Raw genomic sequence first — 26032 nt, forward strand, 5'->3', positions numbered from 1 at the left:
CAAGAATAGAGAAGGTCGTCTGAAAACTCGCAAAGCTTGTTTTCAGACGACCTTTTCCATGGTCAAGCCATCAGTTTTTCATCGATTGAACCGGCGCGGGAATCCTGCCGCCTCGGTTGACGAACACTTCGCACGAACCTTCTTTGACCGGCATTACAGGCGCGTAGCCCAGCAGACCGCCGAATTCGACGCTGTCGCCGACGGTTTTGCCCGTTACCGGAATGATGCGCACGGCGGTTGTTTTGCTGTTGATCATGCCGATGGCGGCTTCGTCGGCGATGATGCCGGAAATCGTGTGCGCGGGCGTGTCGCCGGGAACGGCAATCATGTCCAGACCGACCGAGCAGACGGCGGTCATCGCTTCGAGTTTGTCCAGCGTCAGCACGCCTGCTTCGGCGGCGGCAATCATGCCTTCGTCTTCGGAAACGGGAATAAACGCGCCGCTCAAACCGCCGACCGCGCTGGAAGCCATCATGCCGCCTTTTTTCACGGCATCGTTCAGCAATGCCAAGGCAGCCGTCGTACCGTGCGTACCGCAGACACTCAAGCCCATTTCCTCAAGGATGCGTGCCACCGAGTCGCCGACGGCGGGAGTCGGTGCCAGCGACAAATCGAGAATGCCGAACGGGATGCCCAGTATTTTCGAGGCTTCGCGGCCGATGAGTTCACCCACGCGGGTGATTTTGAAGGCGGTTTTCTTCACGACTTCGGCGACTTCGGTCAGGCTGACCGCGTCCGAATTTTCCAGCGCGGCTTTGACCACGCCCGGCCCTGATACGCCGACATTGATAACGGCGTCCGCTTCGCCCGACCCGTGAAACGCGCCCGCCATAAACGGGTTGTCTTCCACTGCGTTGCAGAACACGACGATTTTGGCGCAGCCGAAACCTTCGGGCGTGATTTCCGCCGTGCGTTTGATGGTTTCGCCCGCCAGTCTGACCGCATCCATATTGATGCCCGCGCGCGTGCTGCCGATATTGATGGAACTGCACACGATGTCGGTAGTCTTCATCGCTTCAGGAATGGAGCGGATTAACACCTCGTCTGAAGGCGACATGCCTTTTTGCACCAGCGCGGAAAAGCCGCCGATAAAAGACACGCCGATGGCTTTGGCTGCCTTGTCCAAAGTCTGTGCCACACTGACGTAAGAATCGGCTTTGGTCGCCGCCGCGATTTGGGCAATCGGCGTAACGGAAATACGCTGATTCACAATCGGCACGCCGTATTTGGCGGAAAGGTGTTTCGCCGTAGCGACCAAATCTTTGCCAACGGTGGTGATTTTGTTGTAAATGTTTTGGTTCAACACATCGATGTCGGTGCTGATACAGTCGTGCAAATCAATGCCTATGGTAATGGTGCGGACGTCGAAATGCTGGTCGGCAACCATTTTGACGGTTTCTAAAATTTCGCCGGATTGGATACTCATCACATTCCTCCGACTCAAATGCGGTGCATGGCTTGGAAGATTTCTTCATTTTGCATACGGATATCGAGCGCGAGTTTTTTGCTCTCTTCCGCAAACAAATCCAGCATTTCCTGCCGCGATTTGGGACATTTCGAGGTATCCACCAAGATAATCATGGTGAAGAAATCGTCCATTAGCTGCTGGCTGATATTGAGGATGTTGATTCGGTTTTCCGCGAGAATGCCGGAAACGTCGTACACGATGCCGACACGGTCTTTGCCGATGACGGTGATGACTGAATTGTTCATAAGTCAGGGTCCTTGTAGGGGTCGTCTGAAAAATTGATTTGGGAAATTATAACATTGCTTTAAAATAATATGACTTGGATTGTTGACAATTTTGTATTGCTCGAACCTGATATTCCGTCTGCCGTCATTCCCGCGCAGGCAGGAATGACGAAGTCCGGTAAGTCGCGAGCAAAAATAAAGTAATTTAGCTATAGAACTTAATTTTTAAGTCAAAAACAATGCAATAAAAAACGGTTGGTTTCCATTTCGGGAAACCAACCGTTTTATCTTCATCATTTCTCACAGCGGTAGGCCTTATCCATCGCCATAATTACTTCCCTGACTACCTTTTTCTGTTCAGGAGGCAGGTTTAAAAATATCTGAAACAGCATCTGATCCTGATAGCTTGCCGCACTTTCCCAAATGTGTTTATTGGGTTCTTTCGGTTTATCTAATTTGGCGACTTGGTAGGCTTTTTCGTCTGAAACCAATGCGCGAATATCTACTTCCAGCCATTCTGCCAACGTCTTAATTCGGGAAAGTGAAGGCAATCCCTCACCCCTTAACCAGCGGGCGACAGCGTGTAAGCCTATCGGTTTGCCGTAATGACGCAAATTAAATTCACGCTCAATCACCGAAGCCTTAGGCTCATAGCCTTTTTCAATCAAAATCCGTTGCAAATTTTCTGCAAATTGTTCTCTTTCATTCATATCTGCAACTTTAAAGAGTTCCTTTTTGCCAACGAAAAGCTTGATTGAAAATTACGTAACAATTATCATAATTACGCTTAAAATTACGTTATAAGTTACGCCAATTACGCTATGACCGGACAAATCAAATCAAAACAGCGCGTTGCCGACCACGGTGAAGTGTTCACCCGTGAACAAGAAGTCAATGCCATGTTGGACTTGGTGAAAAATGAAACCTTGCGGATTGAGTCGCGCTTTTTAGAGCCGGCCTGCGGCGATGGGAATTTTCTGATTCAGATTTTGAAGCGGAAGCTGGATGTAGTAGCGAAAAATTACCGGACTTCGCAACGGGAATATGAGTTTTATGCCGTACTTGCCCTTTGTTCCATTTATGGCGTCGAGCTGTTGGAAGACAACGTGAAAACCTGTCGCAAACGGTTGTTTTCTTATATCGTTTTGCAATATGAAACCGAGCTTTCCCGTTTACCGGGTGAAGCTTTTCTAAACACGTTGGAATTTATTTTGCGCCTGAATATTGTGCATGGCGACGCTTTAACGATGCGTTACACCGAAAGTAGCGAACCCTTGCATTTTTCGCAATGGTCGCCCGTACCGTTTCCACGCCGGTTTTCGCTCAAGCGGCACGATTTCCAATATCAATATTTAGTGGATAACGCAGGTTCGCCTTATCAGTCCCTACAAGAATTTAAAGGCCGTTATTTTTTGGACATCGAAAATGCAGAACCCCTCAATTAATTACAACCCCGACGTGCTTTCCTGTTTGGCAAATTTATCTAATGACGAAGTGTTTACTTCGCCTGCTCTTGCCAATCAGATGTTGGATTTACTGCCGCAAGAACTGTTTTGCTCATCAAAAACCACGTTTTTAGACCCTGCCGCCAAATCGGGCGTGTTTTTGCGTGAAATTGCCAAGCGGCTGTTGACAGGGTTGAAAGACGAAATTCCCGATTTGCAAACACGGATCAACCATATTCTGACCGAGCAGATTTTCGGTTTGGGATTAACAGAACTGACCGCCTTACTGTCGCGCCGCACGCTCTATTGCAGCCGTGAAGCCGACGGCAAATATTCCGTTTGCGAAGCGTTTGCCGATCCGCAAGGGCATATTTTTTATATGCCTTTAAAGCACCAATGGGAAAATGGGCGTTGCACAAAATGCGGCGCAAGCCGCCAAGTGTATGACCGCGGCGATGAGTTGGAAAGCCACGCCTATGCCTTTATTCATCAGGATTTAAAACAAATAAGTGAGAAATTGCCAGTGAAATTTGATGTGATTATCGGCAATCCGCCGTATCAGTTGAGCGATGGCGGCGCACAAGCCAGCGCCAAGCCGATTTACGATCAGTTTGTAGAACAGGCGATTAAATTACAGCCAAAATATCTTTCTATGATTATTCCGGCTCGTTGGTATGCCGGTGGAAAGGGGTTAGATAATTTCCGTAACCGAATGCTGAACGATGAACGCTTTTCTGTATTGCATGATTATCCAGATTCAACTGATTGCTTTGCAGGCGTAAGCATTAAAGGTGGCGTTTGTTATTTTCTGTGGGAAGAGCAGCGTAAAGGCGACTGCCTAGTCATTACGCACGAAAAAGACAAAGTGATTTCAGAAATGAAGCGTCCGTTAAAAGAAGATGGGATAGATACGTTTATTAGGTATAACAATGCGATTGGGATTTTAAGCAAAGTAAAATCCAAGCAAGAGGAGAGTTTCAGTAAATTAGTCAGTTCAAGAAAGCCTTTTAATTTGGCTACAAATGTACGAGGCAGAACCACGCCTTTAAAAAATCAAATGCCGCATAACATTGTCAAACTCTATCAAAACGGCGGAACAGGTTATTTAAGCAGGGAAGAAATTCCTATTAATAAACAATGGATAGGCAATCATAAAGTTTATATTGGGCGAGCTTATGGTGCTGGAGAAACTTTCCCCCATCAAATTTTAAATTATCCGATTTATGGTGAACCTAATTCGGCTTGTACTGAAACCTATTTGGTTATAGGTCCGTTTGACAGCAAAGAAATCTGTGAAAACGTCATGAGCTATATTCAAACACGTTTTTTCCGTTTTTTGGTGTTGCTGATTAAAAATACCCAAGATGCGCCTAAAAAAGTCTATGAACTTGTCCCAATGCAAAATTTTTCCAAACCGTGGACGGATAAAGAACTTTACGAAAAATATGGTTTAAGTGAGGCGGAAATTGAATTTATCGAATCCATGATCCGGCCGATGAACAACGAATAACCCGTAGGGTGGGCTTTCTAGCCCACCATTTTCAGACGATATTGCGTATTTGGTAAGCTAAAACCCACCCTACAAGCCAAACACAATAAACGCTAAGGAAATCCTATGCCTTACCTTTCCCCTTTACGCCGCCCTAAAATTTATGCTTATTCCGACATCCGTTATCCCGATTGTCTGAAAGTGGGCTATACCGCCAAATCGGTCAAAGAGCGTGTGGAAGCGCAATTTCCTGTCAAACAGCCTGGTCAAAGCTACCGCATTGAATTGGACGAAGATGCGGTACGTGATGACGGTTCGTTTTTTACCGATCACGATGTACACAAAGTTTTGCTCAAACATGGGGTTAAACGGGTTAAAGGCGAGTGGTTTGAATGTACGGTAGAAGATGTTCAGACGGCATTGTTAGAACTGAAAACGGGTGTTGCGGTAAAGAAAAAGGCAATTTTCAATTTCGGTATGCGCCCCGAGCAGCAAAGTGCGGTAGAAAAAGCAGCGGATTATTTCCAACGTTTTACCGAAGATCCGATGAACAAAGGCAAAATTCCGCATTTTTTGTGGAATGCAAAAATGCGCTTCGGCAAAACCTTTGCAGCCTATCAGCTGGCAAAAAAAATGGGTTGGAAAAAGGTGTTGGTTTTGACTTTCAAGCCCGCAGTGCAAAATGCGTGGCAGGAAGATTTGCAAGACCATTTGGATTTTCAGGATTGGCGTTTTGTAACCGATGGCAGCGATTGGCGTCCGCACGCCGATTTTCCGCAAATCTGTTTCGGTTCATTCCAAGATTATTTGGGTAAAAGCAAATCGGGCGGCATTAAGCTGAAAAACGAGTGGGTACACGCTATTAACTGGGATTGCGTAATTTTTGACGAATACCATTACGGCGCGTGGCGGGATAAGGCAAAAGACTTGTTTGCCGACAGTGAATGGGAAAAATCACAAGCCAAGCAGCAACATGCCGAAGAACAAGAGATGGAGCTGGATTCGCCCGATTATTTTGATGAGGATTTGTTGCCGATTACGACAGACCATTATCTTTATTTGTCGGGTACGCCGTTTCGCGCCATCAATTCGGGCGAATTTATTGAAGAGCAGATTTTCAACTGGACGTATTCCGACGAGCAGAAAGCCAAAGCGGCATGGCAAGGCGATAACAACCCTTATTTATCGCTGCCGAAAATGGTGATGCTCACTTATCAGTTGCCCGATGAGATTCGGGAAGTGGCGTTAAAAGGCGAATTTGCCGAGTTTGATTTGAATGTTTTTTTCTCTGCCGTAGGCGAGGGCGACAAAGCCAAATTCAAATATGAAAGCGAAGTGCAAAAATGGCTGGATTTGATCCGCGGACAACTGCTTTCTACGACGGTGGATAATCTGAAAATGGGCGCAGAGCGGCCGCCGATGCCGTTTAGCGATACGCATTTATTAGGCAGCCTGCTGCATACTTTTTGGTTTTTGCCGAATGTGGCAAGCTGCTATGCGATGAAAAATTTATTGGCGCAACAACAAAATACCTTTTATCACGACTATCAAATCCTTGTCGCCGCAGGCAATGAAGCAGGCATAGGCGCAGAAGCCTTAGTTCCGGTAAAAAAAGCGATGGAAAAACCGTTGCAATCCAAAAGTATTACGCTCAGTTGCGGCAAATTGACGACCGGCGTATCCGTTGCGCCGTGGGCAGGGATTTTTATGTTGCGCAACCTTGCCAGCCCTGAAACCTATTTCCAAGCGGCATTCCGAGTGCAAACACCGTGGGTGTTGCGTGGGCATAATCCCGACAACCCCAACGAGCAATGTATCTTGAAAGAAAATTGCTATGTATTTGACTTTGCACCGGATCGCGCCTTGCGCCAGCTTGCTGATTACAGTTGCCAACTCAACACCGACAGCATCAACCCTGAAAAGAAAGTCGCGGAATTTATCCAATTCCTGCCCGTGTTGGCGTATGACGGCAGCTCTATGCGCGCGATTGACGCTTCGGGCATTTTGGATATGGCAATGAGCGGCACCACCGCCACGCTTTTGGCTCGCCGTTGGGAAAGTGCGCTGTTGGTGAACGTGGACAACGACACGCTGAAAAAACTCAAAAACAACGAACAAGCGATGAAAGCTCTGATGAATATCGAAGGCTTCCGCCAACTGAATTTGGATTTGGAAACCATCATCAACAAATCCGAAGCGGTGAAAGAAGCCAAACGGGAAGCAGGCGACAATCCAAGCAAAGAGCAGAAAAAATCCATCAGCAATGAAGAAAAAGCGGAAAAAATTTTGCGCAAACAAATTCAAGAAAAACTGATGAAATTCGCCACACGCATTCCGATTTTTATGTATCTGACCGATTATCGGGAATATATGCTGGAAGATGTCATCCGCCAACTGGATACAGGTTTGTTCCAAAAAGTGACGGGTTTAAACCAAGCCGATTTTGATTTGCTGGTCAGCCTCAATCTGTTTAACAAAGGCTTGATGAACGATGCCGTGTTCAAGTTCAAACGCTATGAAGACAGCAGCTTGGAATATACAGGCATTGTGAAACACACTCCCGAACAAATCGGTCTTTATGATACAACAGTGGATATTCGGGAATATCGTGGGGAATATTAATACCTGTTCCAGAAGGAATTTTAATGCCCAGGGAAACCGGCCGTCCGATGACCGCGGTATTTTGCTTTTCACCTTAAATCTGCCATTTTCTGTACCCAAACCCTATTCATTCCAAACTGCCCGTGCCTCTATAACTAAATTATTTTTTTCGATACGCAACCTACCTGTTCCATCATTCCCGCTTAGGCGGGAATCCATGTTGGAATTTCAGGAATTGTTTTTCAAATCAGGGGTTCTCAAGTTTTACGATGGATTCCCGCCTGCGCGGGAATGACGGGGGTGGAATCCTGAAATATCGAAGTTATAGTCAATTAAAAACAAAATAGTACAATACTCAACTTTGAAGGTTTAACCATGGCATACTCTGCGGACTTAAGAAACAAAGCTTTAAACTATTACGAACAATGCAAAAACATCAGCCAAACCGCAGCAACGTTTAACTTGTCAAGAAACACACTTTACCTGTGGATTCGCCTTAAAAAACAAACAGGCAGCCTAAAACATCAAGTTACCGGTCTAAATGCCGTCAAATTGGATAGGCAAAAACTGGCTCAATATGTTGAGCAACACCAGGATGCCTATCTGCATGAAATCGCCAAACATTTTGATTGTACGCCAGCCGCCGTTTGCTATGCACTCAAACAGATGGGGATGACGCGCAAAAAAAGACCACCACTTACAAAGAACAAGACCCGGCCAAAGTAACGCATTATTTGACACAGCTGGCCGAATTTTCCGACTACCAACGTGTTTATTTGGATGAAACAGGATTTGACCGCTACCTGTTCCGTCCCTATGCCCGCAGCCTGAGAGGGCGAATAGTGAAAGCGCAGATAAGTGGAAAAAGATACCGACGCTTATCTCTGGTGTCCGCACAAGTCGGCAACCGGCTGATTGCTCCGATGGTTTATCAAAATACGATGACCGGAGTCTTTTTTGAAGCGTGGTTTCAGCAATGCCTACTGCCCGCATTGACTCAAAAATCGGTAATTATTTTAGATAATGCACGATTTCACCGTATGGATGTCTTACGGGAAATGGCGGAAAAATTGGGCCATAAGGTATTACCTCTTGCACCTTATTCACCTGAGCTCAACCCGATTGAGAAGGTGTGGGCGAATATTAAGCGGTATCTGCGAACCGTTTTGTCTGATTACGCCCGATTTGACGATGCGCTAGTGTCCTATTTTGATTTTAATTGACTATAGTATGTTTGCTTTAAGTTACCCGTTCCATCAATCCTGCTGCAACCGTTAATTCGAAAATAAGGTTTCTTAAAATGATGGCAAGACAAAGGTCGTCTGAAAACCATTTAACGAAACCGTTAACTTTGTTTTCAGACGACCTTCAGTTCAAACCGCCGCCTAAATCACTCCGAATAGGTAAACTTTGCGCGTTTGACGTTGCAAAGGATTTCATACGGAATCATACCGGCGGCTTCGGCGACTTCGTTGATATTAACAATGTCGCCCCACAATTCGACTTCGGCGCCCAAACCTTCTTTGGAAGCATCGAGTTCGACGGTGATCATGTCCATTGACACCCTGCCGATAATGCGGCTGCGTTTGCCTTCGACGGCAACGGGCGAGTTGGTCGAGGCTCGGCGCGGATAGCCGTCGGCGTAACCGCAGGCAATCAGGCCGACGCGTGTAGATTTGCTGGTATAAAACGTCGCTCCGTAGCCGATGGGTGAATGAGGTTGCAGGACGCGTTCGCCGAATACGCGGGAAGTCAGGCGCATGACGGGCTTCAGGCGCTCGTCTACGCCGCCGAACGGAGAGATACCGTAAAGTGCCAGTCCGGCGCGTCCCCAGTCACGGCGCGCTTCGGGAATATTCAAGATAGCGGCGGAATTAGCGAGGCTTTCTTCTCCTTCTAAGCCTTCACACGCCAAATCAAAGGCTTCAAGCTGCATTTCGGTCATGCCGTTGTCGGGTTCGTCGGCGCAGGCAAAATGGCTGAATTTAACAATGCTGTCAACGTGTTTGCATTGTTTCAGGGCGGTGTAGGCGGAAGTGTAATTGTGCGGAAAGAAGCCGGCGCGGTGCATACCGGAATCCATTTTGAGCCAGACTTTAACGGGATTCTGCCAATGATGGGCGATTAAGGCTTCGAGTTGCCATTGGCTGCCGACGCCCGGCCACAAATTGTATTTATCGACGGTAGCGTATTCCGACGCTTCAAACACGCCTTCGAGCAATACGATGGGATTGCTAATGCCGCTCTCGCGCAATTCGACGGCTTCGTCCATGGTAGCGACGGCAAATCCGTCGGCAATTTCGGACAATGCGTGGGCGCACCGTACCGCGCCATGTCCGTAAGCGTCCGCTTTAATAACGGCAAGCATTTTGCCGCCGTGAATCTGTTTCAGGGTTTGATAATTGTGGCGCAGATTGTCCAAGCGGATTCGGGCATTTAATGGACGCATGATTTGTTCTTTCCGTTAATGAAGGTCGTCTGAAAATGGATTTTCACGTTTTCAGACGACCTTTCGGTATTTTTAACGACTACATTATAGGCTTAAAGAGAGGGTTTTTAAATATCGTAATGAAATGAAGAAAATCGGAATATATAGCCCGTCTGTTCAAAAATATTCTGCCGATTTGTATTTAAATTTCAAAAATCAGCCTACCCCCTTCCCGAAGCACTTATAAAATGAAAGAAAAATAAACCCTGCCGATTTGCCGAATCAGGCCGTCTTTAACGCAATTTGTGATGAATCAAACTTCCTGGCGGATAATCCCGCGATTGCTTGTCAGTCGGTAGATTTTAAAACATAATACTTACGTGCCTAAGTATTGGAATTTTACTACAAATACATGATTCCTAAGCCGTACGCAGCGCAGCAGTTCCAGCCAATCAACTCAAAGCAAGGAAGGTCTAAAATGAAAGTAACCAGTTTCGGCGAAGTGTTGTGGGACGATTTTCCAAGCGGCAAAGTGTTGGGCGGTGCGCCGCTGAACGTTTTGGTCCGTTTGCAATCCTTCGGAGTCGATACCGCCATTATCAGCCGTCGCGGTGATGATGCCGACGGCGAAGAGCTGCTGCGCCAAATCCAAGCGAAAAACGTCAATACCGACCTGCTGCAAGTGTGCAAAGAATGCGATACCAGCTTGGTCAAAGTCATCTTGGACAAATGCGGCAGCGCGTCATATGAAATCGTATATCCCTGCGCTTGGGACCGCATCGTCATCGAAGATGCCGCCTTGCAACGTGTCGCCGAATCCGATGCCTTCGTATTCGGCAGCCTTGCCACCCGCGATGAGATTTCCCGTGCGGCATTAGACAAACTGATGGAAAAAGCCAAATTCAAAATCTTTGACGTCAACCTGCGCAAACCCCACTACGACACCGACCGCCTGCTCGCCACCATGAAGCGTGCGGATATGCTCAAACTTAATGACGACGAATTGTACGAATTATCTGCGGCTTACGGCTCGCCCTACCACAGCATCGAACAAAACATCGCCTACCTCAACCGCTTGACCGGCGCCAAAACCATCTGCGTCACCTTGGGTGGACACGGTGCAATTTTATACAAAGACGGCGAACTCTACCGCCACTGCGGCTTCCGCATCAAAGTTGCCGATACCGTCGGCTCCGGCGACAGCTTCTTGGCAGGACTGACCTACAAACTGCTCAACAATGCCGAGCCGCAAGAAGCCATTACCTTCGCCTGCGCACTCGGCGCCCTAGTCGCCTCTAGACACGGCGCGACGCCCGACATTTCCTTACAGGAAATCGAAAGCTTCATGAATCCGGCTTGATGTTTGCCATCAAAGGATGTCACAACAAAAGGTCGTCTGAAAACGGAAAATCTGTTTTCAGACGACCTTTTCATATCCCTCAATCCCGATACGCCCAATGATTGACCGGACCGTGTCCCGCGCCGATGTTCAAAGGATTGCGAATCGCCTCGGTAATGTATTTTTTGGCGGTTTGCACGGATTCGAGCGTCTCGAAACCTTTAGCCAACTCGGCGGCGATACAGGCGGAGAACGTACAGCCGGTACCGTGCGTATGCGCTGTTGGGAAACGGCGGTCGGTAAATTCAAACACCTCATCCGGCGTAAACAGCCAGTCGGTACAGTATTCGCTGCGGCTGTCGCCCAAATGCCCGCCTTTAATCACTACATTTTTCACGCCGCAATCTTGCAGGATTTTGGCGGCGCGTTCCGCATCTTGGCGGTTTTCAATGCGCACGCCCGTCAAGGCTTCCGCTTCGGGCAGGTTCGGCGTCAGAATGTCCGTATCGGGCAGAAGCAGGCGTTTCATCGCTTCGACGGCGGAATCCTGCAACAGCGGCGCGCCACCTTTGGCAATCATCACCGGATCGAGGACGCGCTTGCCGAAACGGCATTTTTTCAGATTTTCGGCAACGCATTCAATCACTTCAGCCGTACCCAGCATCCCGATTTTATAGGCGCGGATTTCAAAATCGGCGCGGACGGCTTCGATTTGCGCGGTGATGATGTCGGTCGGAACCAGATGCACCGCCGATACGCCGAGCGTATTTTGCGCGGTCACAGCGGTCAGCACGCTGGTGCCGAACACACCGCGCATCTGAAATGTCTTCAAATCCGCCTGTATCCCCGCCCCGCCACCGGAATCCGAGCCGGCAATGGTCAGCGTTTGGACGAATGTTTCTTCCATTTGGTTTCTCCTATTGCTTGGTTGGACGATTTAGGAAGCGGTTTGAAGGTCGTCTGAAAACCCATCATTCTTGTTTTCAGACGGTGTTTTATTTTTATTTTATTGTTACAACGAAATATTTACAGCTGTATTTTAGTTGGTTTATCCCGGTTTGAAATGGGGGATTTTAGGGATATGTTTTTACAATTTTCACGGACTCAGCCCGAAATCCCCATCCCGACTTTTTACTATTCCAACAAAGAGGTTGTCTGAAACCTGCTTTTCAGACGACCTAACTCTAAATAAATCATTATCCATCAATAATTTCCAATTCAACCAAAGCCCTGTACACGCCATCTTCATCTACACTCGGCGCAATAAATTTCGCCGTAGCTTTCGCCGCCTCCTCACCATTTCCCATGGCCACGCCAAAGCCGACGGATGAGAGCATTTCCAAATCATTAAAGCTATCACCGAAAGCCATAACATCTTCCATGCCTATGCCCAATTTTTCTACTGCATGTGCAATGCCTCTTGCTTTTGAACCTTCGCGGCGCAGCATGTCCAGCGCAGACTCGTGCCAACGCACGGATTTGAAGCCTTCGAATTGGATTTTTCCGATAATTTCCTGCTCTTGGGCTTTATCTGCAAACACCAGCATCTGATAAACCGATTGTTTGCGGAAATATTCTTTATCCACTTCAAAAGCAGGCAGGATGTGCGACAAGGCTTCTTTTACCCTTTCGCCGGCAGCCGATGCGACAATTTCATCATTATTTACAAAAGCATAATCAATATACTGACTGTCAAAAAATGTACACATCCGCTCCACTTCGGCTTCAATCATCGGATAAGCCTGCAACACCTCTCCGTGAAACGTCGTGTATTGCCCGTTAATCGTAACCAGCATATCAATACCGCTGTCGCGTATCAGGGTTTTCACCTTACCCGGAATGGCCACCGGCGGCCTCCCCGTCGCAATTGCCGTCAAAATACCCCGCGTTTTCAATGCCTCCATCGCTTTAGCAACAGATGGGCGCAGCGTATCGGTATATTTTCGGTATAACGTGTCATCAATATCGAAAAAAATAATTTTTGGCGTATTCATTATCAGGCATACAATCGGTTTCAGACGACCTATATTGTAACGTGCAATGACGGGAACAATGCACAATTTCTACATGCAATGATGTAAACAAGCTGTGTATAAATCCTACTTCATATTGATTCCCAAGAGAAAAACAAAATTGATTAAAAAATAAGCAGGTTATCAGAAGTCGTCTGAAACCTGCTTATTCCATTTTCGCCATTATTACATTAAGCAATAATTTTGACACTTTCCCGCTCCCGCCTGAATTTCATTTTCAGCAACGCGGGCAGACTGTCATCAAAGTACCAGCCGCCGTCCGGCATAGCAATCGCCCCACCGGCACAACGCAAAGTGATGCTTTTTCCGGATAAGTCGTCCGTTTCCGTAATCTCCACCTCATGCGCCTTCCCCCAGTCTGCAACGGGCAACAAATGCGCCAATTCGCGGATACGTCCGTTTTGCGCTTCTATCCCATCCTCGGTACGGCAGGCACCGTCGCATTGCCCGAGTGCCTGTACAGGACACGGCACACCTTTTCCATTTGCAACAGGCAGGATATTCAAGGCATCAGGACAAAGTCTGTTTTCCAACGCCCAAGTATTAAGCGCGCGTTTGGCGGCTTTTTTATGGATAAACAACCCATACGGGCGGACAGCTCGGCTGCCGTTATCCAAAGGCACAATCCTTGCCTGCAAAACACCGTGTTCGTCGGGAGAAAAACGAACCGTAGAAAATGCAGTAGGCTTTGAAACGACTCGTTCAGGCGGGCGGATACCATATTCCCTCATTACCTGCGCCTTCAGCCATACCGAATGCAGGCTGCCCAACGCAGGAATAAAACGCACGGAAGCCGCAGCCTTCAAATAAAGCGGAACTTTTTTACCATGCAGCATTTCTGCCGTTTCGCTATACGCCTTCTCCAATGCAACTACCGCCTGCGCCTTGCCGAATGCATCAAACCATACCAACACACCTTCGCTGTCCGGCAACGCATAAAGCTGCGCCGCCAAAGCATCCGTTACCCAATTCGGCAGCATTTTCGGATTCATCAAAGACCGGCAGTAATTATCCCAATCTTCTGTATTCTTTTCGCGCAAGCTGTGTTCCAAATAATCGCTCAAAGCCAAGACATCGGTCATCGCGCGATGACGGTTTTCCACTGTGATTGCGTTCCGTTCGATAATGCTGTCCAAATTGTGTTTGTAAAACTCGGGATAAAGGCGGCGCGACAACTGGACGGTGCACAAAGCAGGCGCAGCAAAATCAATTCCGGCACGGCGAAACTCGTGACGCAAGAAGGTATAGTCGAAACGGCTGTTATGCGCCACCACCACGGCTCCCTGTAAAAGCGGCAATAACTGTGAAGCAATTTCCGCAAACAACGGAGCCGTTGTTACCATTTTATTGCTGATGCCCGTCAGTTGCGCGACAAATTCAGGAATCGGCTTACACGGATTCACCAACCACTCATAACGGCATACGCTTTGCCCGTCGAAACGCAGCAAAGCAACTTCCGTTACCCTGTCTTGATAAAGATTCCCGCCGGTAGTTTCCAAATCCACCACAACAACAGGCCTCCCGAAACGGGCAAATGCCTTCTGCAACAACGGCCAGCGAGAAACGCTCTCCATTTTATTTTCCTGTAAATTCAACCAATAGCCGCGCATTTTACACTTTCCCTGTTTATTTTCCAACAACGCCCTTGACAGAATTCCACCCCCTCCCTATAATCTCAATCTTTGTTACAGCGCACCCGTAGCTCAGTTGGATAGAGTATCTGGCTACGAACCAGAGGGTCGGGCGTTCGAATCGCTCCGGGTGCGCCAAAAAATCTATTTATCCGCGCCCATCGTCTAGCGGTTAGGACATCGCCCTTTCACGGCGGTAACCGGGGTTCGATTCCCCGTGGGCGTGCCAGTTTTGATTAAAGCCTTGCTGTTTTAGCAAGGCTTTAGTTTTTGAACCATCTTAAATAACCGCCATCTTGAATACCTAGGGCAGTCAGCAACTGACTTGTTTCTTTCTACGTTACCATACAAAACTTTTCAGTATTATTTCTTGCCCCTATTCCAATCAAAAGGTCGTCTGAAAACCATTTTCAGACGACCTTTCCTTATTTATTGAAATAAAACATCAAGCCTGTTTATTCCAACGTTCGATGGATTCTTTAATTACTTTTTTTGCTTCTTCCACATCGCCCCAAGATTCAACTTTGGTTGTGCCTGCTTTTTTCAGGTCTTTGTAGTGGTTGAAGTGAAATTCGATTTGCTTGATCAGCTGCTGCGGCAAGTCGGCAAGGGTTTTGTAGGCGTTGCCGTTGTTGCGGTCGTCAGCGGGAACGCAGACGATTTTGTCGTCCACTTCGCCGTCATCGACAAACTTCATCACACCGATGACGCGCGCTTCCAAGAAGATACCTGTCGCCAAGGGCTGTTCGGTAACCAGCAATACGTCCAATTCGTCGCCGTCTTCGTCCAAGGTTTGCGGGATGAAGCCGTAGTTGGTCGGTTTGGCGAAAATCGCGGGTTCGACGCGGTCAAGTTGGAATGCGCCGAGGCGGCGGTTCCATTCGATTTTGTGGCTGCTGCCGGCGGGAATTTCGTTGACGACGTTGATAATGCCGCCGTCCACATCGCCCGGAGTCAGGATTTTATTGAAGTCTGCCATTTTATTTCCTTTATTTGACGGAAGTTTGAACGGCGGAAGTATAGCAAACAAAAGACTCTCTGAAAATGCGGAAAAAGGTCGTCTGAAAACGCAATCGCTGTTTTCAGACGACCTTTAAGCAATCAGGCTGGTTCTATTTCCCCAACCTTTTCCCCAATTCCAAAATCGCCCTTTTGTTCGACGGGGAGAACACTTTTTCCGCCGCTTCTTCAATGCCGAACCATCCGTAAGCGACGTGTTCGTCAGGCTGCAAAACAATCACCGCATCGCGCGGAATTTCGGCGGAAAAGATGTGTTCGCGGTTTTCGAACACACCTTTCGGATAGCGGTGCCGCCAGTGGTGGTAAATTTCGTAAACCGTGCTGTCGTGCCAGTTGCAGAGCTGTCCGTCCGCAAGGCGGATGCCGGTTTCCTCCCAAACTTCGCGCTTGGCGGTTTCCTCTATGGTTTCGTCCGGCTCGATGCTGCCGGTTACCGACTGCCAAAAGCCTTGCGGCGAAGTGCGTTCGATTAGAAGGATATTGCCGTCGGCATCATGCAAAACCACCAACGCGGACACGGGATACTTCAAGGGCTTTGCCATCAATCGTCTCCGGCAGAGTCCATCGCGGGATCGGATTTGGTATCGCTGCGCGCCTGCATTCCCGCCTTAATCATGGCGATGTTGCTCGGGGACTGCTCTTCGTTCAGGATACGGACTTCGCGTTGCGGATAAGGGAACTCGATGTCGTGTTCGTTAAACTGCGGCCAAATATCCAGAAAAATCGCTGATTGCAGCGCGGCAAAGCCGTTTTCAGGATCTTTCACCCAATAAGTCGCGCGCAAATCGATACCGTTGTCGCCGAAATTGGTCACCACCGCCAAAGGCGCGGGATGTTTGGAAACACGCGGCTGTGCGGCGGCTGCACTTTTAATGATGTCCAGCGCCTTAATCAAATCGGAATGATAGGCAACCTGTATATTGAACGCCTGCTGCAATTCGCGGCTGGTATAAGATTCGTTGACCACCATCGAGGTAACGAACGTCTCGTTCGGAATCAGCGCCTCCGTACCGTTGGCATTGCGCAGCACGACAAAACGCGAGGTAATTTTGGTGACATAGCCGGTAAAGTTATTGACCGTCAGACGGTCGTTCATACGGATAGAGCGGTCGCCCAAAATGATAAAGCCGGAAATATAGTTGCTCGCCACTTTTTGCAGACCGAAACCGATACCGACACCCAACGCACCGCCGAACACCGACAATACCGTCAAATCAATCCCCACCAGCGGCAGCGCAATCAAGACCGCCAAAACCATCATCACCGTTTTGATGATTTTGGACAAAATCATGGACAGGTTATTGTCCAGGCTGCTTTTCTCCAAACGCTCGCCGATAAAGCGCGCCAACCACGACGCGCCTATCATCAGAAGCCCGACCCACAAAATCCCGTTCAAAATCATCAACAGGCTCAGTTTGCCCGAACCGACCGAAAAGCTGATGCCGTCGAGCATCGCCAAAATCTTATCATCCAAGCCCGACAGCCAAAGCACGAAGCCTACCCACAAAACCATGGAGACCGATTTTTCCAGCCAGTCGGTCAGTTTGTTTTGCGGTAAAGCGGCATGAACAACCGCCACGCTGACCCGAATCAGAATCATCCAGCGCGCCGCCAAAATCAGCAGATGCAGCCATACCGGGCGAAACTCCGTCAGATTGCAGATAAACAAAGCCGCCGCGCCGAAAATCATCATCAGCACCGGCCACAAAATCCGCCTGCCGATATGCCGCAATAGCGCGAAGTTACCCTGTTCCGCAAAGAAATAACGGTTTTTTAGTCGGTTTGACAGCCAAAACGTCGCCGCCATCAGCATCAATACGCCGACCAGCTCAATCCAGCCCGAAACCTGTCCGAAATTTCGCTCTACCAAGCTAGACGTAAACGCCTGACGCGCAAACAATTCATGCAAAATATTGTCCATCAGCCCTGTTTTTTCATTAAAAATCAAAGCAGCAATTATATAGCAGCCATAAAATTCCGCCACACTCGTTTGCCATTCAAAGGTCGTCTGAAAATATGGCGGATTCAAATGAAGAACGAGGCATCCCGTCTGCCCTACCCGCGCTTACGCCAAACAAATTCAAAGCCGCTTCAAACAGATAGCCCAAACCGCCCTGCCTTACGCTTGCCAAAGCCGGACAAGAAAACTATAATCCGAAACTTATCGAGTCGGAGTGTGGCGCAGTCTGGTAGCGCACTTGCATGGGGTGCAAGGGGTCGAAGGTTCGAATCCTTTCACTCCGACCAAAAATTCAACAGCCCGGTCATTTTTGACCGGGCTGTTTTTTGTCTTTGCCTATTTCAAACTTTATATTCCAAGCGGTTCAACCCATCAAAAGGTCGTCTGAAAACCTGAATCCGAGTTTTCAGACGACCTTTTACCTTTTCTTCAGTTAATCAGCCCTCTGCCTTCGGCTCGGGAACGTCAAACACCTGACGCAGGTAGGCGAGGAAGGTGTTGTTGGTGGTCATGGTTTTGCCCGGGGAGTCGGAGAGTTTGGCGACGGACTGACCGTTGCACTCGACGAGTTTCAGGACGATGTTCAGCGGGGTATGGCCCATGTCGTTGGTGAGGTTGGTACCGATACCGAAGCTGGTTTTGAAACGGTCTTTGAAATATTGGTGCAACGCCCATGAGCGTTCGATGTCCAGACCGTCGGAGAAGGTCAGCATTTTGGTGCGGCTGTCGATTTTGAGTTTTTTATAGTGCACATGCGCTTTGTCGCCCCATACATAGGGGTCGCCGCTGTCGTGGCGTAGACCGTCGAAAAGTTTGGCGAAATAGAGGTCGAAGTCGCGCAGGAAGGCGTCCATGCCGACCACGTCGGTCAGTGCGATACCGAGGTCGCCGCGGTATTCGTGTACCCAGCTTTCGAGAGCGGCTTTTTGGAAATTGCGCAGGCGCACGTCGAGGGCTTGGAAGGCTTGGAGGAACTCGTGCGCCATCGTGCCGATGGGGGTGATGCCGATTTTTTTGGCGAGATAAACGTTACTGGTACCGCGCACGATGTCGGGGGCGGCTTCAAGCAGGGTGCGGATGACGTGTTCCTGCCAGTCGAGGGTGTAGCGGCGGCGGGTGCCGAAGTCGGAGATGAGGAACGGCGGATCATCGGGGTTTTGCGCGGCGGAGATTTCTTTGAGGCGTTGCGCTTTGGCTTGGAGGCGGCGTTCGCCTTCTTCGATGACGGCGGGGGTTTCGAGACGGCGGAAGTAGAGTTCGTTGACGATGGCGAGGATGAAGATTTCAAAGAACATCGCCTGAATCATGGGGCCTTCGATGCGGATGTTCAGACGACCTTCATTGTCGGGGCTGACTTTGACGAAGCGGCGTTGCAGCTGGAAGAGTTCGAGATAGTCGACAAAGTCGCTTTTGATGAAGCGCAGGCTGCGCAGGTAGTCGAGTTCGTCGTGGGTAAAGCGCAGTTGGCAGAGCGCGTCGAGTTCTCTTTCTAAGTCGCTTTGGATGTCGGCAAGCGGGTAAACCATGTCTTTGTTGCGACAGCGGAACTCATAAAGGCTGTGGGTTTGGGGGAATTGGTGCAGTATCACCTGAAGCATGGTGAACTTGTACAGGTCGGTGTCGAGCAGGGAGCGGATAACGGGCGTTTGAGGTGCGGTCATGGCTTTTCTCTCGTTCAGCGTAAATGTAAAGCATTATTAGAACACGGTTAGACGGGCGGGTGTTACTTTTTTTGCCGGGTGAATGTTGAAAAGGTCGTCTGAAAGCTTTCAGACGACCTTTGTTTTGTGATTTAAGCCTTATGCTTTTTTCTTGAGCGCGGCGTTTAGGACGCATCCTAAAATAAAGCCGACGGTTGCGGGCAGCAGCCAGCCCAGTCCGACGTTGTAAAGCGGCAGTGCGCCGTTGATGTCGGCGGCGACTTCTTCGCTGAAACCGAACGCGGCTTTATAGGCATCGAGCAAACCGACTGCCAGCGTCGCCATCATGGTGCAGAAATAGACGATGCGGCTGCCGCCGAACAGTTTGTGTAGGAAGACCAGCAGGATGATGACGATGGTCAGCGGATACAGCAGCATCAGCATCGGAATGGAGAAGGTTAGGATGGAGGACAGGCCTTTGTTCGCCAACGCCATAGACACGACCGTATTGATGACAACGAACATTTTGTAAGGAATGCCGGGACACAGACGGTTGAAATATTCGGAACACGATGTAATCAGTCCGACGGCGGTACTCAAGCAGGCGAGCAGGACGATGGCGCCCAAGAGGATATTGCCAGGTACGCCGAAATAGAAATTCGCGGTTTTCGACAACACTTCCGCGCCGTTTTCCTGAAGTCCCAAGCCTGCCACGCTGGTCGCGCCCATATAGCCGATGAAGAGGTACACCAGTGCCAGACAAGATGCGGCGACAATGCCTGAAACGGTGGTCGTCCGCAACAGCTCAGAGCGGTTGTCCACGCCCATCGCACGCACAGCGTCAATGACGATAATGGAGAACACCAGCGAAGCGAGTGCGTCCATTGTGCCGTAGCCTTCCAAAATGCCTTTTATGAACGGACGAAGGGCAAAATCGCCTTGCGCCGCCGCAGGAACACCCATCGGATTCAGAGCGGCATAGCCGACCAAAACGGCAATCGTCAAAAGCAATACGGGTGTCAGAATTTTACCGATACGGTCCACCAGTTTGCCCGGCGACATCGACAGCCAATGCGCCACGCTGAAAAACGCCACGCTGAACGCCGCCAGCCCGACTGTTTTCTGGCTTTCATTCAAAAACGGCGCAACGGCAATCTCAAACGACACCGTCGCCGTACGCGGCATGGCAAACAAAGGTCCGATGGACAAATACAGCGCGACGGCAAACGCCACGCCGTACCAAGGCGCAACCCTCGAAGCCAGCGCCTGAACATCGCGCGAGCCTGAATAGCCGATGGCAATCACGCCCAACAGCGGCAAGCCCGCGCCGGTCAACAGAAAACCTATCATCGCAGAAAGCCAGTTTTCCCCCGCCTGTTGTCCGAGATAAGCAGGAAAAATCAGATTGCCCGCACCAAAAAACAAAGCGAACAACATCAAACCAACCGCCCACAGCGAGGCTTTACGGTTGAGCGGGGAAACACTGTTCATAAATTCGTACCTGTTTGTTTATATTGGATTAACTTTAAACCAGTACGGCGTTGCCTTGCCTTAGCTCAAAGAGAACGATTCTCTAAGATGCTGAAGCACCAAGTGAATCGGTTCCGTACTATCTGTACTGTCTGCGGCTTCGTCGCCTTGTCCTGATTTAAATTTAATCCACTGAGACCTTTGCAAAAATAGTCTATTAACGAAATTTGACGCATAAAAATGCGCCAAAAAATCTTCAATTGACTAAAACCTTCCTAATATTGAGCAAAAAGTAGGAAAAATCAGCAAGGTTTTGCATTTTGAAAATGAGATTGAGCATAAAATTTTAGTAACCTATGTTATTGCAAAGGTCTCCACTATATAAAGGGCAGTTGATGGAAATGGGTATGGGTTTGCCAAGCGTGAAATCATCATGCCGTTTCGTCTTCAACATCGGCGGAGGGGTCGTCTGAAACGCCCTCTTCCGCTTCCGGGCGTTCTAAATTTTCCTGTTTCAGGCTGATTTCGATTTCGCCGTAGCTGTCCGGCTGGACGATGCGGACCAAACCTTCTTTGGCAAGCTCCAACAGTGCGATGAAATTGACGACCACATACGCCGCGCCCTGCTCCGGTTTGAACAAATCGCTGAATTTGCATATCCCGCTCTCGTTCAGACGACGTAAAACCGCCGTCATCTGCGCGCGTACGGAAATGGTTTCCTGAATCACTTCATGGCTGCGCGTATGTTTCGCCCGCGACAAAATGCCCAGCCACGCCTGCGTCAAATCGGCAACATACACCTCCGGCAGCTTCGCCTCAACCGCGATTTCCAACGGCAGATACGCCCAAGCAAAATCCCGTCCTGCGCGCGGCAACGCATCCAAACCCTGCGCCGCCAGCTTCATCTGTTCATAAGCCAAAAGGCGGCGCACCAGCTCGGCACGCGGATCCGCCTCCTCATCCTCGACCTCTTCGGGACGCGGCAGAAGCAGGCGCGATTTGATTTCAATCAGCATCGCCGCCATCAAAAGATATTCCGCCGCCAAATCAAACTGATACGTTTCCATTTGGGCGATATAGTGCAGATATTGCTCGGTAATCTTCACCATCGGAATATCGAGAACGTCGATATTTTGTTTGCGGATCAGGTAAAGCAGCAAATCCAACGGCCCTTGGAAGCTGCTTAAGACAACCTTCAAAGCATCGGGCGGAATAAACAAATCCTGCGGCAAATCGGTAACGGGCTGACCGAATACCCACGCGACCGTGTGTTCAGACGACGTTGCCGCAGCGGGAGAGATAAGGTGTTCTGAAGGCATGATTAGAGGGGCTTTTTCTTTTTTAGGTTCGATGGATGGTTAATCAATAACGGGGTCATCTGAAAACACAGCGGGGTTCGCCAAAACAAGTGCGGCAAAACAAAAATCAGCCTTTTTTGCGTTGGCTTTTCAAAGAAGCGATGGCGATAGCAAGCGTTTGCGCCAACGCCATGCCCAGCAGTGGCAAAGCGGCGAAAAACGAACCGATCAGCACTGTAACGGCATCGCGGGAAAACACAAAACCATCGCACGCCAGCATCGAAATTATCCAAGCCAATAGCAACATCCACTCGCAGCCGACCAAAAACCAAATCATCCCGACCAAGCAGCGTTTGCGTCATTTAATGATGGCAGCGTGCAAAAGGCTGAATATCGGAACGGACAGGAAAGGATAAAGGAAATTGGGAAACGGCCGCGGATAGCCATCCTGAAAACACAAATAATCGCCCGACTGCATGTCGCATCCCATTGCGCCAAACATCGGATCGACGGCATACATCAACACGCCGAACCACACCGCATAAATCAGGCTACCGATAAAATAGGCTTTAAAAAATCGGGTCATCTCATTTCCGTCCCGCAATATGTTCCACCGCCGCCTGCACACAATACAGCCCAAACGAAGCCGTCACCAGCATACTCGCCCCGTAGCCCGCGCAGGACAGCCCTTGCGGCGCGGCATCGGTCGAACACGCTTCGCCCGATTGCGGCGGCGTAATGTTTTCAGTCGAGAACACACACGGCACGCGCATTTTTTCTTTGGTATCGCGGCTGAAGCCGTAGCGTTTGCGCAAGGTGTAGCGCAGGTTGGCAAGCAGCGGGTCGTGGGTTACGCGGCTCAAATCGGCGGTTTGAATCAACGCCGGATTTTTCTGTCCGCCCGCGCCGCCACTGAGGATAAACGGCTGTTTGTGTTGCACAAAATAAGCCACCATCGCCGCCTTGACGCGAACTTGATCTATCGCGTCGATCACAAAGTCGAAAGGTCGTCTGAAAAGCGTTTCCAGATTGTCTTCCGTCACAAAATCCTCGATTTCCTCCACTTCACATTGCGGATTGATTTGGGCAATGCGTTCGCGCAACGCCGTCACCTTCGCCTTGCCGAAATCATCGGTCAAAGCGTGCAATTGGCGGTTGACATTGGACTCGGCGACGTTGTCCAAATCAATCAAGGTCAAACGACCGATGCCCGTCCGCGCCAAAGCCTCCACTGCCCAAGAGCCTACCCCGCCCACGCCGACCACGCAGACGTGTGCGCGCGAAAACCGCTCCAGTGCTTCATCTCCGTAGAGTCTGGCAATACCGCCGAAACGGCGCGAAGGAAGAAAAACGGTGTCGTTCATACCCAACCTTGTGATATATCAATAAATGAATGAAAATCAACGCAAAACGCTGCGGACGAATGCGACACATATTATACTGGAAAGCAGACGGGCTGTTGCAGCAGCCCGAAAGAGTCTATAATCGTTTCATATCGGACCCTTCCCAACCGCATGAAACAAAGTGCCGCCTGCGGCGCAAAAAGGAGAATGAACTATGTACAAACATCTGGTTGTAGCCGTTGACGGCAGCGAAACTTCCCTCAACGCCCTGAAACACGCCGCCGAGTTAGCAAGCGTCAACAACGCCCGCCTGACTTTGGTACACGTCGCCAACCCCGCCGAATACATGGCGCTCGCCCCCGAATTCCTGCAACACGAAAGCTACGAAGCCGCCGCCGTCGCCCAAGGCAACGAAGTCTTGGACTTCGCTGAAAAAACCGCCCGCGAAAACGGCGTGGAAAACATTGTCAAACACCTGCTGGTAGCTAACAAAGGCGCGCGCGAAATGGCGCAGGATTTGGTCGATTACGCCGATGAAAACGGCGCCGACCTGCTGGTACTCGGCACACACGGCCGCACCGGTCTGATGCACCTCCTGATGGGCAGCTTCGCCGAAACCGTAATGCGCCAAAGCCACCTGCCGCTTCTGATTATCCGCAGCAAAGCGGAAGAAGCGTAAGGGTTTGCCCTATTGAAGAAGGTCGTCTGAAATCTCAAACTAAGATTTTCAGACGACCTTCTTTCATCTTATTTCAAATAGGTTTTACGAATTATTGATTATAATCATGAAATTCGTAATATCATTCACCTATACCAATAAATAACTTCTTCCCCAAACCAAACCCATAACAAAAAGGTCGTCTGAAAACCAAAATCCGGTTTTCAGACGACCTTTGTTTTGATCTGGCTTACTTAGGTGCAGCCAAGATGCCGGTCAGGTTCAATAGGAACAATACCGTAAACCCGGTCAGGTAAATCAAGCCGAGGATGGCGAGGAGGTCCATACCTGCCGTCAGCTTGTGGCGTTTGTCGCCTTTGACGAGGCGGTAGTTCAACCAAGCGAACACGGGGGCAGAAACGAAGGCGGTAATCATGGCGAATTTGAGCAGCTCCGCCATCGCGCTGTTGAACCAGAAAATCACTGCCAAACCCGTACCTGCGACCCAAACGTTCCAGGCAAACAGTTCGACGTTGCCCGTTTTGTCTTTGCCACGCAGCAGGCGCACCGGCTCGGCAATCGCGCGTGCGTAACCGTCCACTACGGTAATCGTCGTGCCGTACATACAGGCGAAGGCAATGAATGCAACCATCGGACGCGACCAGTCGCCGATGGTGACGGCGTACATATTAATCAGTTGACCGACGTATTTTCCGCCTGCCATTTGCACTGCCTCACCGTTGCCGTACTGCACATACGCGCCCAAGGCGAGGAAGACGACTGCCAACACCGCGCTGGTGATGTAGCCGACGTTGAAGTCGAAAATACCGTCGCGGTAACTGGAAGGATTGATGCGTTGTTTTTCAGTAACCCACAATGAGTTGATCGCTGAAATTTCAATCGGCGCGGGCATCCAGCCCATCAGCGCGATTAAGAAGCCCAAGCCTGCCAGTGTCCATGGGGTAGGTTCGATAAAGTCGGGCTTCATCTGCATGCCGCGCGACATGGCGATGGCGGCGGCGGCGACTGTGGCAATCGTCAGGCTGACGATGATGATTTTGGAAACGTTGTCCAAGGCTTTGTAGCGTCCGCTCGCCAAGATAATCAGACAGGAAGCCATAATCAGCGCGGAGATTGCGCCGACATTCAGCGTCAGCGAAGGAATTGCCATTTTGACGATGGCAGCGGTCACGATGGCGACCGCACCCGCGTTAATCGTTGCCGATACGACGCATAAAATCAAGAATACCCACAAGTAAACGCGGCTTTTCTCCGCATAGCCTTCAATCAGGCTTTTGCCCGTATCCAGCGTGTAATGCGCGCTGAAACGGAAAAACGGGTATTTGAAGAGGTTGGTCAAAATAATAATCAATGCAAGCTGCCAGCCGTAAAGCGCGCCCGCCTGCGTCGAGGCAATCAGGTGCGAGCCGCCGACCGCCGCCGAAGCCATCATGATTCCAGGCCCCAGAGCGTTGATTTTGCTTTTCCAAGTCGAAGCGTGTGTGTGTTGTTCAGACATCATTCTCTCCGTCTTTTTTCAGACGACCTTCACAAAAAAAAGGCGTATTTTAACGTAAATCAAGAGATTATCTAACAGACATTTCGGATATTTCATGCCGAAATATGTTAAAAATAAGCTGTACCGAATCGAAAATATCCAATTATCAGCATTTTGTGGCTAGAAACCTTTTTCAGACGACCTTGTATCGCTTTTTATACCCAATCAGGGCAGCACCCGAAAAACAACATACTTAATATCTAATTTGGGGTTAGTGTTGTGCAGAGGCTTTCAGGTACTTACTTTGATGATAAACTTTTATAAAAAAATCAATACCCGAAAATAAAAGAAAAACAATAAAATAAGTTATTTTGTTATGATAAATTTTCAACTTATTTAATTTCGTACAACCAGAATAACCCTTCCCGAAAATTTCTTTGTATAGCTTTGCATATCTGCATATTGTATATTTTTTCGGAACGGATAA

General features: G+C 49.3%; 21 protein-coding genes, 3 tRNA genes and 1 pseudogene. 9 read left to right on the forward strand and 16 right to left on the reverse strand.

The features are described 5' to 3' along the window. Window positions 1–70: 70 nt before the first annotated feature. The 3 genes from J7445_RS06790 to J7445_RS06800 form a co-directional block, all read right to left on the reverse strand. Window positions 71–1426, reverse strand: a complete 1356-nt coding sequence (locus J7445_RS06790) for a PFL family protein (protein WP_009174020.1) — start codon at window positions 1424–1426, stop codon at window positions 71–73. A 14-nt stretch (window positions 1427–1440) separates the two neighbouring features. Then, window positions 1441–1713, reverse strand: coding sequence for an ACT domain-containing protein (locus J7445_RS06795; protein WP_009174021.1), 273 nt, complete (start codon window positions 1711–1713; stop codon window positions 1441–1443). 272 nt (window positions 1714–1985) lie between these two features. Continuing rightward, window positions 1986–2402 carry a hypothetical protein gene (locus tag J7445_RS06800; protein WP_209282818.1) on the reverse strand — a complete coding sequence of 139 codons (417 nt, stop codon included), beginning with the start codon at window positions 2400–2402 and terminating at the stop codon, window positions 1986–1988. Window positions 2403–2513: 111 nt separating this feature from the next. Here J7445_RS06800 and J7445_RS06805 point away from each other — a divergent pair, with 111 nt between their 5' ends. The 4 genes from J7445_RS06805 to J7445_RS06820 all read left to right on the forward strand — a co-directional run bounded on the left by J7445_RS06805 (window position 2514) and on the right by J7445_RS06820 (window position 8450). After that, window positions 2514–3137 carry a DNA methyltransferase gene (locus J7445_RS06805; RefSeq protein ID WP_070680578.1) on the forward strand — a complete coding sequence of 208 codons (624 nt, stop codon included), beginning with the start codon at window positions 2514–2516 and terminating at the stop codon, window positions 3135–3137. Next, the gene (locus tag J7445_RS06810; RefSeq protein ID WP_019270484.1) at window positions 3118–4647 is read left to right on the forward strand and encodes an Eco57I restriction-modification methylase domain-containing protein; all 1530 of its coding nucleotides are present in this window, start codon (window positions 3118–3120) and stop codon (window positions 4645–4647) included. Before J7445_RS06805 ends, J7445_RS06810 begins: the two co-directional genes overlap by 20 nt. Before the next feature lie 105 nt (window positions 4648–4752). After that, window positions 4753–7248, forward strand: a complete 2496-nt coding sequence (locus J7445_RS06815; RefSeq protein ID WP_209282819.1) for a GIY-YIG nuclease family protein — start codon at window positions 4753–4755, stop codon at window positions 7246–7248. Between the two features lie 354 nt (window positions 7249–7602). Continuing rightward, a protein-coding gene (locus J7445_RS06820; protein WP_209282820.1) for an IS630 family transposase occupies window positions 7603–8450 on the forward strand; the annotation gives its coding sequence in 2 pieces (ribosomal slippage) (window positions 7603–7918 and window positions 7918–8450; 849 coding nt in all). A 167-nt stretch (window positions 8451–8617) separates the two neighbouring features. Here J7445_RS06820 and alr read toward each other — a convergent pair. After that, a complete protein-coding gene (gene alr, locus J7445_RS06825) occupies window positions 8618–9676 on the reverse strand; it encodes an alanine racemase (RefSeq protein ID WP_019270486.1) in 1059 nt (352 codons plus the stop codon). 457 nt (window positions 9677–10133) lie between these two features. On the opposite strand from alr, the gene J7445_RS06830 reads away from it, so the two are divergent. Continuing rightward, on the forward strand, window positions 10134–11015 hold the full coding sequence (locus J7445_RS06830; RefSeq protein ID WP_209282821.1) for a carbohydrate kinase family protein: 882 nt from the start codon (window positions 10134–10136) through the stop codon (window positions 11013–11015). Window positions 11016–11094: 79 nt separating this feature from the next. Here the strand turns inward: J7445_RS06830 and thiD are convergent, their stop codons facing one another. From thiD to J7445_RS06845, 3 genes are all read right to left on the reverse strand, one after another. Then, window positions 11095–11901: a bifunctional hydroxymethylpyrimidine kinase/phosphomethylpyrimidine kinase gene (gene thiD / locus J7445_RS06835; RefSeq protein WP_019270488.1), complete on the reverse strand. Its 807-nt coding sequence runs from the start codon at window positions 11899–11901 to the stop codon at window positions 11095–11097. Between the two features lie 289 nt (window positions 11902–12190). Then, window positions 12191–12988: a Cof-type HAD-IIB family hydrolase gene (locus J7445_RS06840; RefSeq protein WP_209282822.1), complete on the reverse strand. Its 798-nt coding sequence runs from the start codon at window positions 12986–12988 to the stop codon at window positions 12191–12193. Window positions 12989–13197: 209 nt separating this feature from the next. Continuing rightward, on the reverse strand, window positions 13198–14601 hold the full coding sequence (locus tag J7445_RS06845) for a 3'-5' exonuclease family protein (protein ID WP_342356182.1): 1404 nt from the start codon (window positions 14599–14601) through the stop codon (window positions 13198–13200). A gap of 118 nt (window positions 14602–14719) precedes the next feature. Between J7445_RS06845 and J7445_RS06850 the strand changes: the two genes are divergently transcribed. Together J7445_RS06850 and J7445_RS06855 are read left to right on the forward strand one after the other, a co-directional pair. Beyond that, window positions 14720–14796 (forward strand) — tRNA-Arg (locus tag J7445_RS06850). Window positions 14797–14812: 16 nt separating this feature from the next. After that, a tRNA-Glu gene (locus tag J7445_RS06855) sits at window positions 14813–14887 on the forward strand. Window positions 14888–15103: 216 nt separating this feature from the next. Here J7445_RS06855 and J7445_RS06860 read toward each other — a convergent pair. The 3 genes from J7445_RS06860 to J7445_RS06870 form a co-directional block, all read right to left on the reverse strand. Beyond that, window positions 15104–15637 carry an inorganic diphosphatase gene (locus J7445_RS06860; RefSeq protein ID WP_101810428.1) on the reverse strand — a complete coding sequence of 178 codons (534 nt, stop codon included), beginning with the start codon at window positions 15635–15637 and terminating at the stop codon, window positions 15104–15106. A 133-nt stretch (window positions 15638–15770) separates the two neighbouring features. Beyond that, on the reverse strand, window positions 15771–16220 hold the full coding sequence (gene nudB, locus J7445_RS06865) for a dihydroneopterin triphosphate diphosphatase (protein WP_209282824.1): 450 nt from the start codon (window positions 16218–16220) through the stop codon (window positions 15771–15773). After that, window positions 16220–17599 (reverse strand): mechanosensitive ion channel family protein, encoded by a 1380-nt coding sequence (locus J7445_RS06870; RefSeq protein ID WP_209282825.1) that lies wholly within the window; start codon window positions 17597–17599, stop codon window positions 16220–16222. Before J7445_RS06870 ends, nudB begins: the two co-directional genes overlap by 1 nt. Window positions 17600–17848: 249 nt before the next feature. On the opposite strand from J7445_RS06870, the gene J7445_RS06875 reads away from it, so the two are divergent. After that, window positions 17849–17925: transfer RNA gene (locus J7445_RS06875), tRNA-Pro, on the forward strand. A gap of 150 nt (window positions 17926–18075) precedes the next feature. Here the strand turns inward: J7445_RS06875 and pncB are convergent. The 5 genes and pseudogenes from pncB to J7445_RS06900 form a co-directional block, all read right to left on the reverse strand. Continuing rightward, on the reverse strand, window positions 18076–19299 hold the full coding sequence (gene pncB / locus J7445_RS06880; RefSeq protein WP_070655202.1) for a nicotinate phosphoribosyltransferase: 1224 nt from the start codon (window positions 19297–19299) through the stop codon (window positions 18076–18078). Between the two features lie 138 nt (window positions 19300–19437). Next, the gene (gene brnQ, locus J7445_RS06885) at window positions 19438–20769 is read right to left on the reverse strand and encodes a branched-chain amino acid transport system II carrier protein (protein WP_209282826.1); all 1332 of its coding nucleotides are present in this window, start codon (window positions 20767–20769) and stop codon (window positions 19438–19440) included. A 410-nt stretch (window positions 20770–21179) separates the two neighbouring features. Then, complete coding sequence (locus tag J7445_RS06890; RefSeq protein ID WP_019270494.1) at window positions 21180–22067, reverse strand: segregation and condensation protein A; 888 nt, start codon at window positions 22065–22067, stop codon at window positions 21180–21182. Window positions 22068–22173: 106 nt separating this feature from the next. Then, window positions 22174–22632, reverse strand: a pseudogene (locus J7445_RS06895) (hypothetical protein). 1 nt (window position 22633) lies between these two features. Beyond that, a complete protein-coding gene (locus J7445_RS06900; RefSeq protein WP_209282827.1) occupies window positions 22634–23410 on the reverse strand; it encodes a tRNA threonylcarbamoyladenosine dehydratase in 777 nt (258 codons plus the stop codon). 193 nt (window positions 23411–23603) lie between these two features. Between J7445_RS06900 and J7445_RS06905 the strand changes: the two genes are divergently transcribed. Continuing rightward, the gene (locus tag J7445_RS06905) at window positions 23604–24068 is read left to right on the forward strand and encodes a universal stress protein (protein WP_003755397.1); all 465 of its coding nucleotides are present in this window, start codon (window positions 23604–23606) and stop codon (window positions 24066–24068) included. A 229-nt stretch (window positions 24069–24297) separates the two neighbouring features. On the opposite strand, the gene J7445_RS06910 is transcribed toward J7445_RS06905, so the two are convergent. Next, entirely contained in the window at window positions 24298–25566 is a 1269-nt protein-coding gene (locus tag J7445_RS06910) for an Nramp family divalent metal transporter (RefSeq protein ID WP_209282828.1), read from the reverse strand. Between the last annotated feature and the right edge of the window lie 466 nt (window positions 25567–26032).

It is taken from the genome of Neisseria sicca, assembly GCF_017753665.1.
Lineage (GTDB): Bacteria > Pseudomonadota > Gammaproteobacteria > Burkholderiales > Neisseriaceae > Neisseria > Neisseria flava.

Excerpts from the sequence above, each read along its gene's own strand:
- J7445_RS06790 (WP_009174020.1), bottom strand. The coding sequence starts at position 1,426 with ATGAGTATCCAATCCGGCGAAATTTTAGAAACCGTCAAAATGGTTGCC.
- thiD (WP_019270488.1), bottom strand. The coding sequence starts at position 11,901 with ATGGAAGAAACATTCGTCCAAACGCTGACCATTGCCGGCTCGGATTCC.
- J7445_RS06840 (WP_209282822.1), bottom strand. The coding sequence starts at position 12,988 with ATGAATACGCCAAAAATTATTTTTTTCGATATTGATGACACGTTATAC.
- alr (WP_019270486.1), bottom strand. The coding sequence starts at position 9,676 with ATGCGTCCATTAAATGCCCGAATCCGCTTGGACAATCTGCGCCACAAT.
- J7445_RS06860 (WP_101810428.1), bottom strand. The coding sequence starts at position 15,637 with ATGGCAGACTTCAATAAAATCCTGACTCCGGGCGATGTGGACGGCGGC.
- J7445_RS06795 (WP_009174021.1), bottom strand. The coding sequence starts at position 1,713 with ATGAACAATTCAGTCATCACCGTCATCGGCAAAGACCGTGTCGGCATC.
- J7445_RS06900 (WP_209282827.1), bottom strand. The coding sequence starts at position 23,410 with ATGAACGACACCGTTTTTCTTCCTTCGCGCCGTTTCGGCGGTATTGCC.
- J7445_RS06810 (WP_019270484.1), top strand. The coding sequence starts at position 3,118 with ATGCAGAACCCCTCAATTAATTACAACCCCGACGTGCTTTCCTGTTTG.
- J7445_RS06830 (WP_209282821.1), top strand. The coding sequence starts at position 10,134 with ATGAAAGTAACCAGTTTCGGCGAAGTGTTGTGGGACGATTTTCCAAGC.
- J7445_RS06815 (WP_209282819.1), top strand. The coding sequence starts at position 4,753 with ATGCCTTACCTTTCCCCTTTACGCCGCCCTAAAATTTATGCTTATTCC.
- J7445_RS06910 (WP_209282828.1), bottom strand. The coding sequence starts at position 25,566 with ATGTCTGAACAACACACACACGCTTCGACTTGGAAAAGCAAAATCAAC.
- J7445_RS06870 (WP_209282825.1), bottom strand. The coding sequence starts at position 17,599 with ATGGACAATATTTTGCATGAATTGTTTGCGCGTCAGGCGTTTACGTCT.
- nudB (WP_209282824.1), bottom strand. The coding sequence starts at position 16,220 with ATGGCAAAGCCCTTGAAGTATCCCGTGTCCGCGTTGGTGGTTTTGCAT.
- J7445_RS06805 (WP_070680578.1), top strand. The coding sequence starts at position 2,514 with ATGACCGGACAAATCAAATCAAAACAGCGCGTTGCCGACCACGGTGAA.
- pncB (WP_070655202.1), bottom strand. The coding sequence starts at position 19,299 with ATGACCGCACCTCAAACGCCCGTTATCCGCTCCCTGCTCGACACCGAC.
- J7445_RS06905 (WP_003755397.1), top strand. The coding sequence starts at position 23,604 with ATGTACAAACATCTGGTTGTAGCCGTTGACGGCAGCGAAACTTCCCTC.
- J7445_RS06845 (WP_342356182.1), bottom strand. The coding sequence starts at position 14,601 with ATGGAGAGCGTTTCTCGCTGGCCGTTGTTGCAGAAGGCATTTGCCCGT.
- J7445_RS06800 (WP_209282818.1), bottom strand. The coding sequence starts at position 2,402 with ATGAATGAAAGAGAACAATTTGCAGAAAATTTGCAACGGATTTTGATT.
- J7445_RS06890 (WP_019270494.1), bottom strand. The coding sequence starts at position 22,067 with ATGCCTTCAGAACACCTTATCTCTCCCGCTGCGGCAACGTCGTCTGAA.
- brnQ (WP_209282826.1), bottom strand. The coding sequence starts at position 20,769 with ATGAACAGTGTTTCCCCGCTCAACCGTAAAGCCTCGCTGTGGGCGGTT.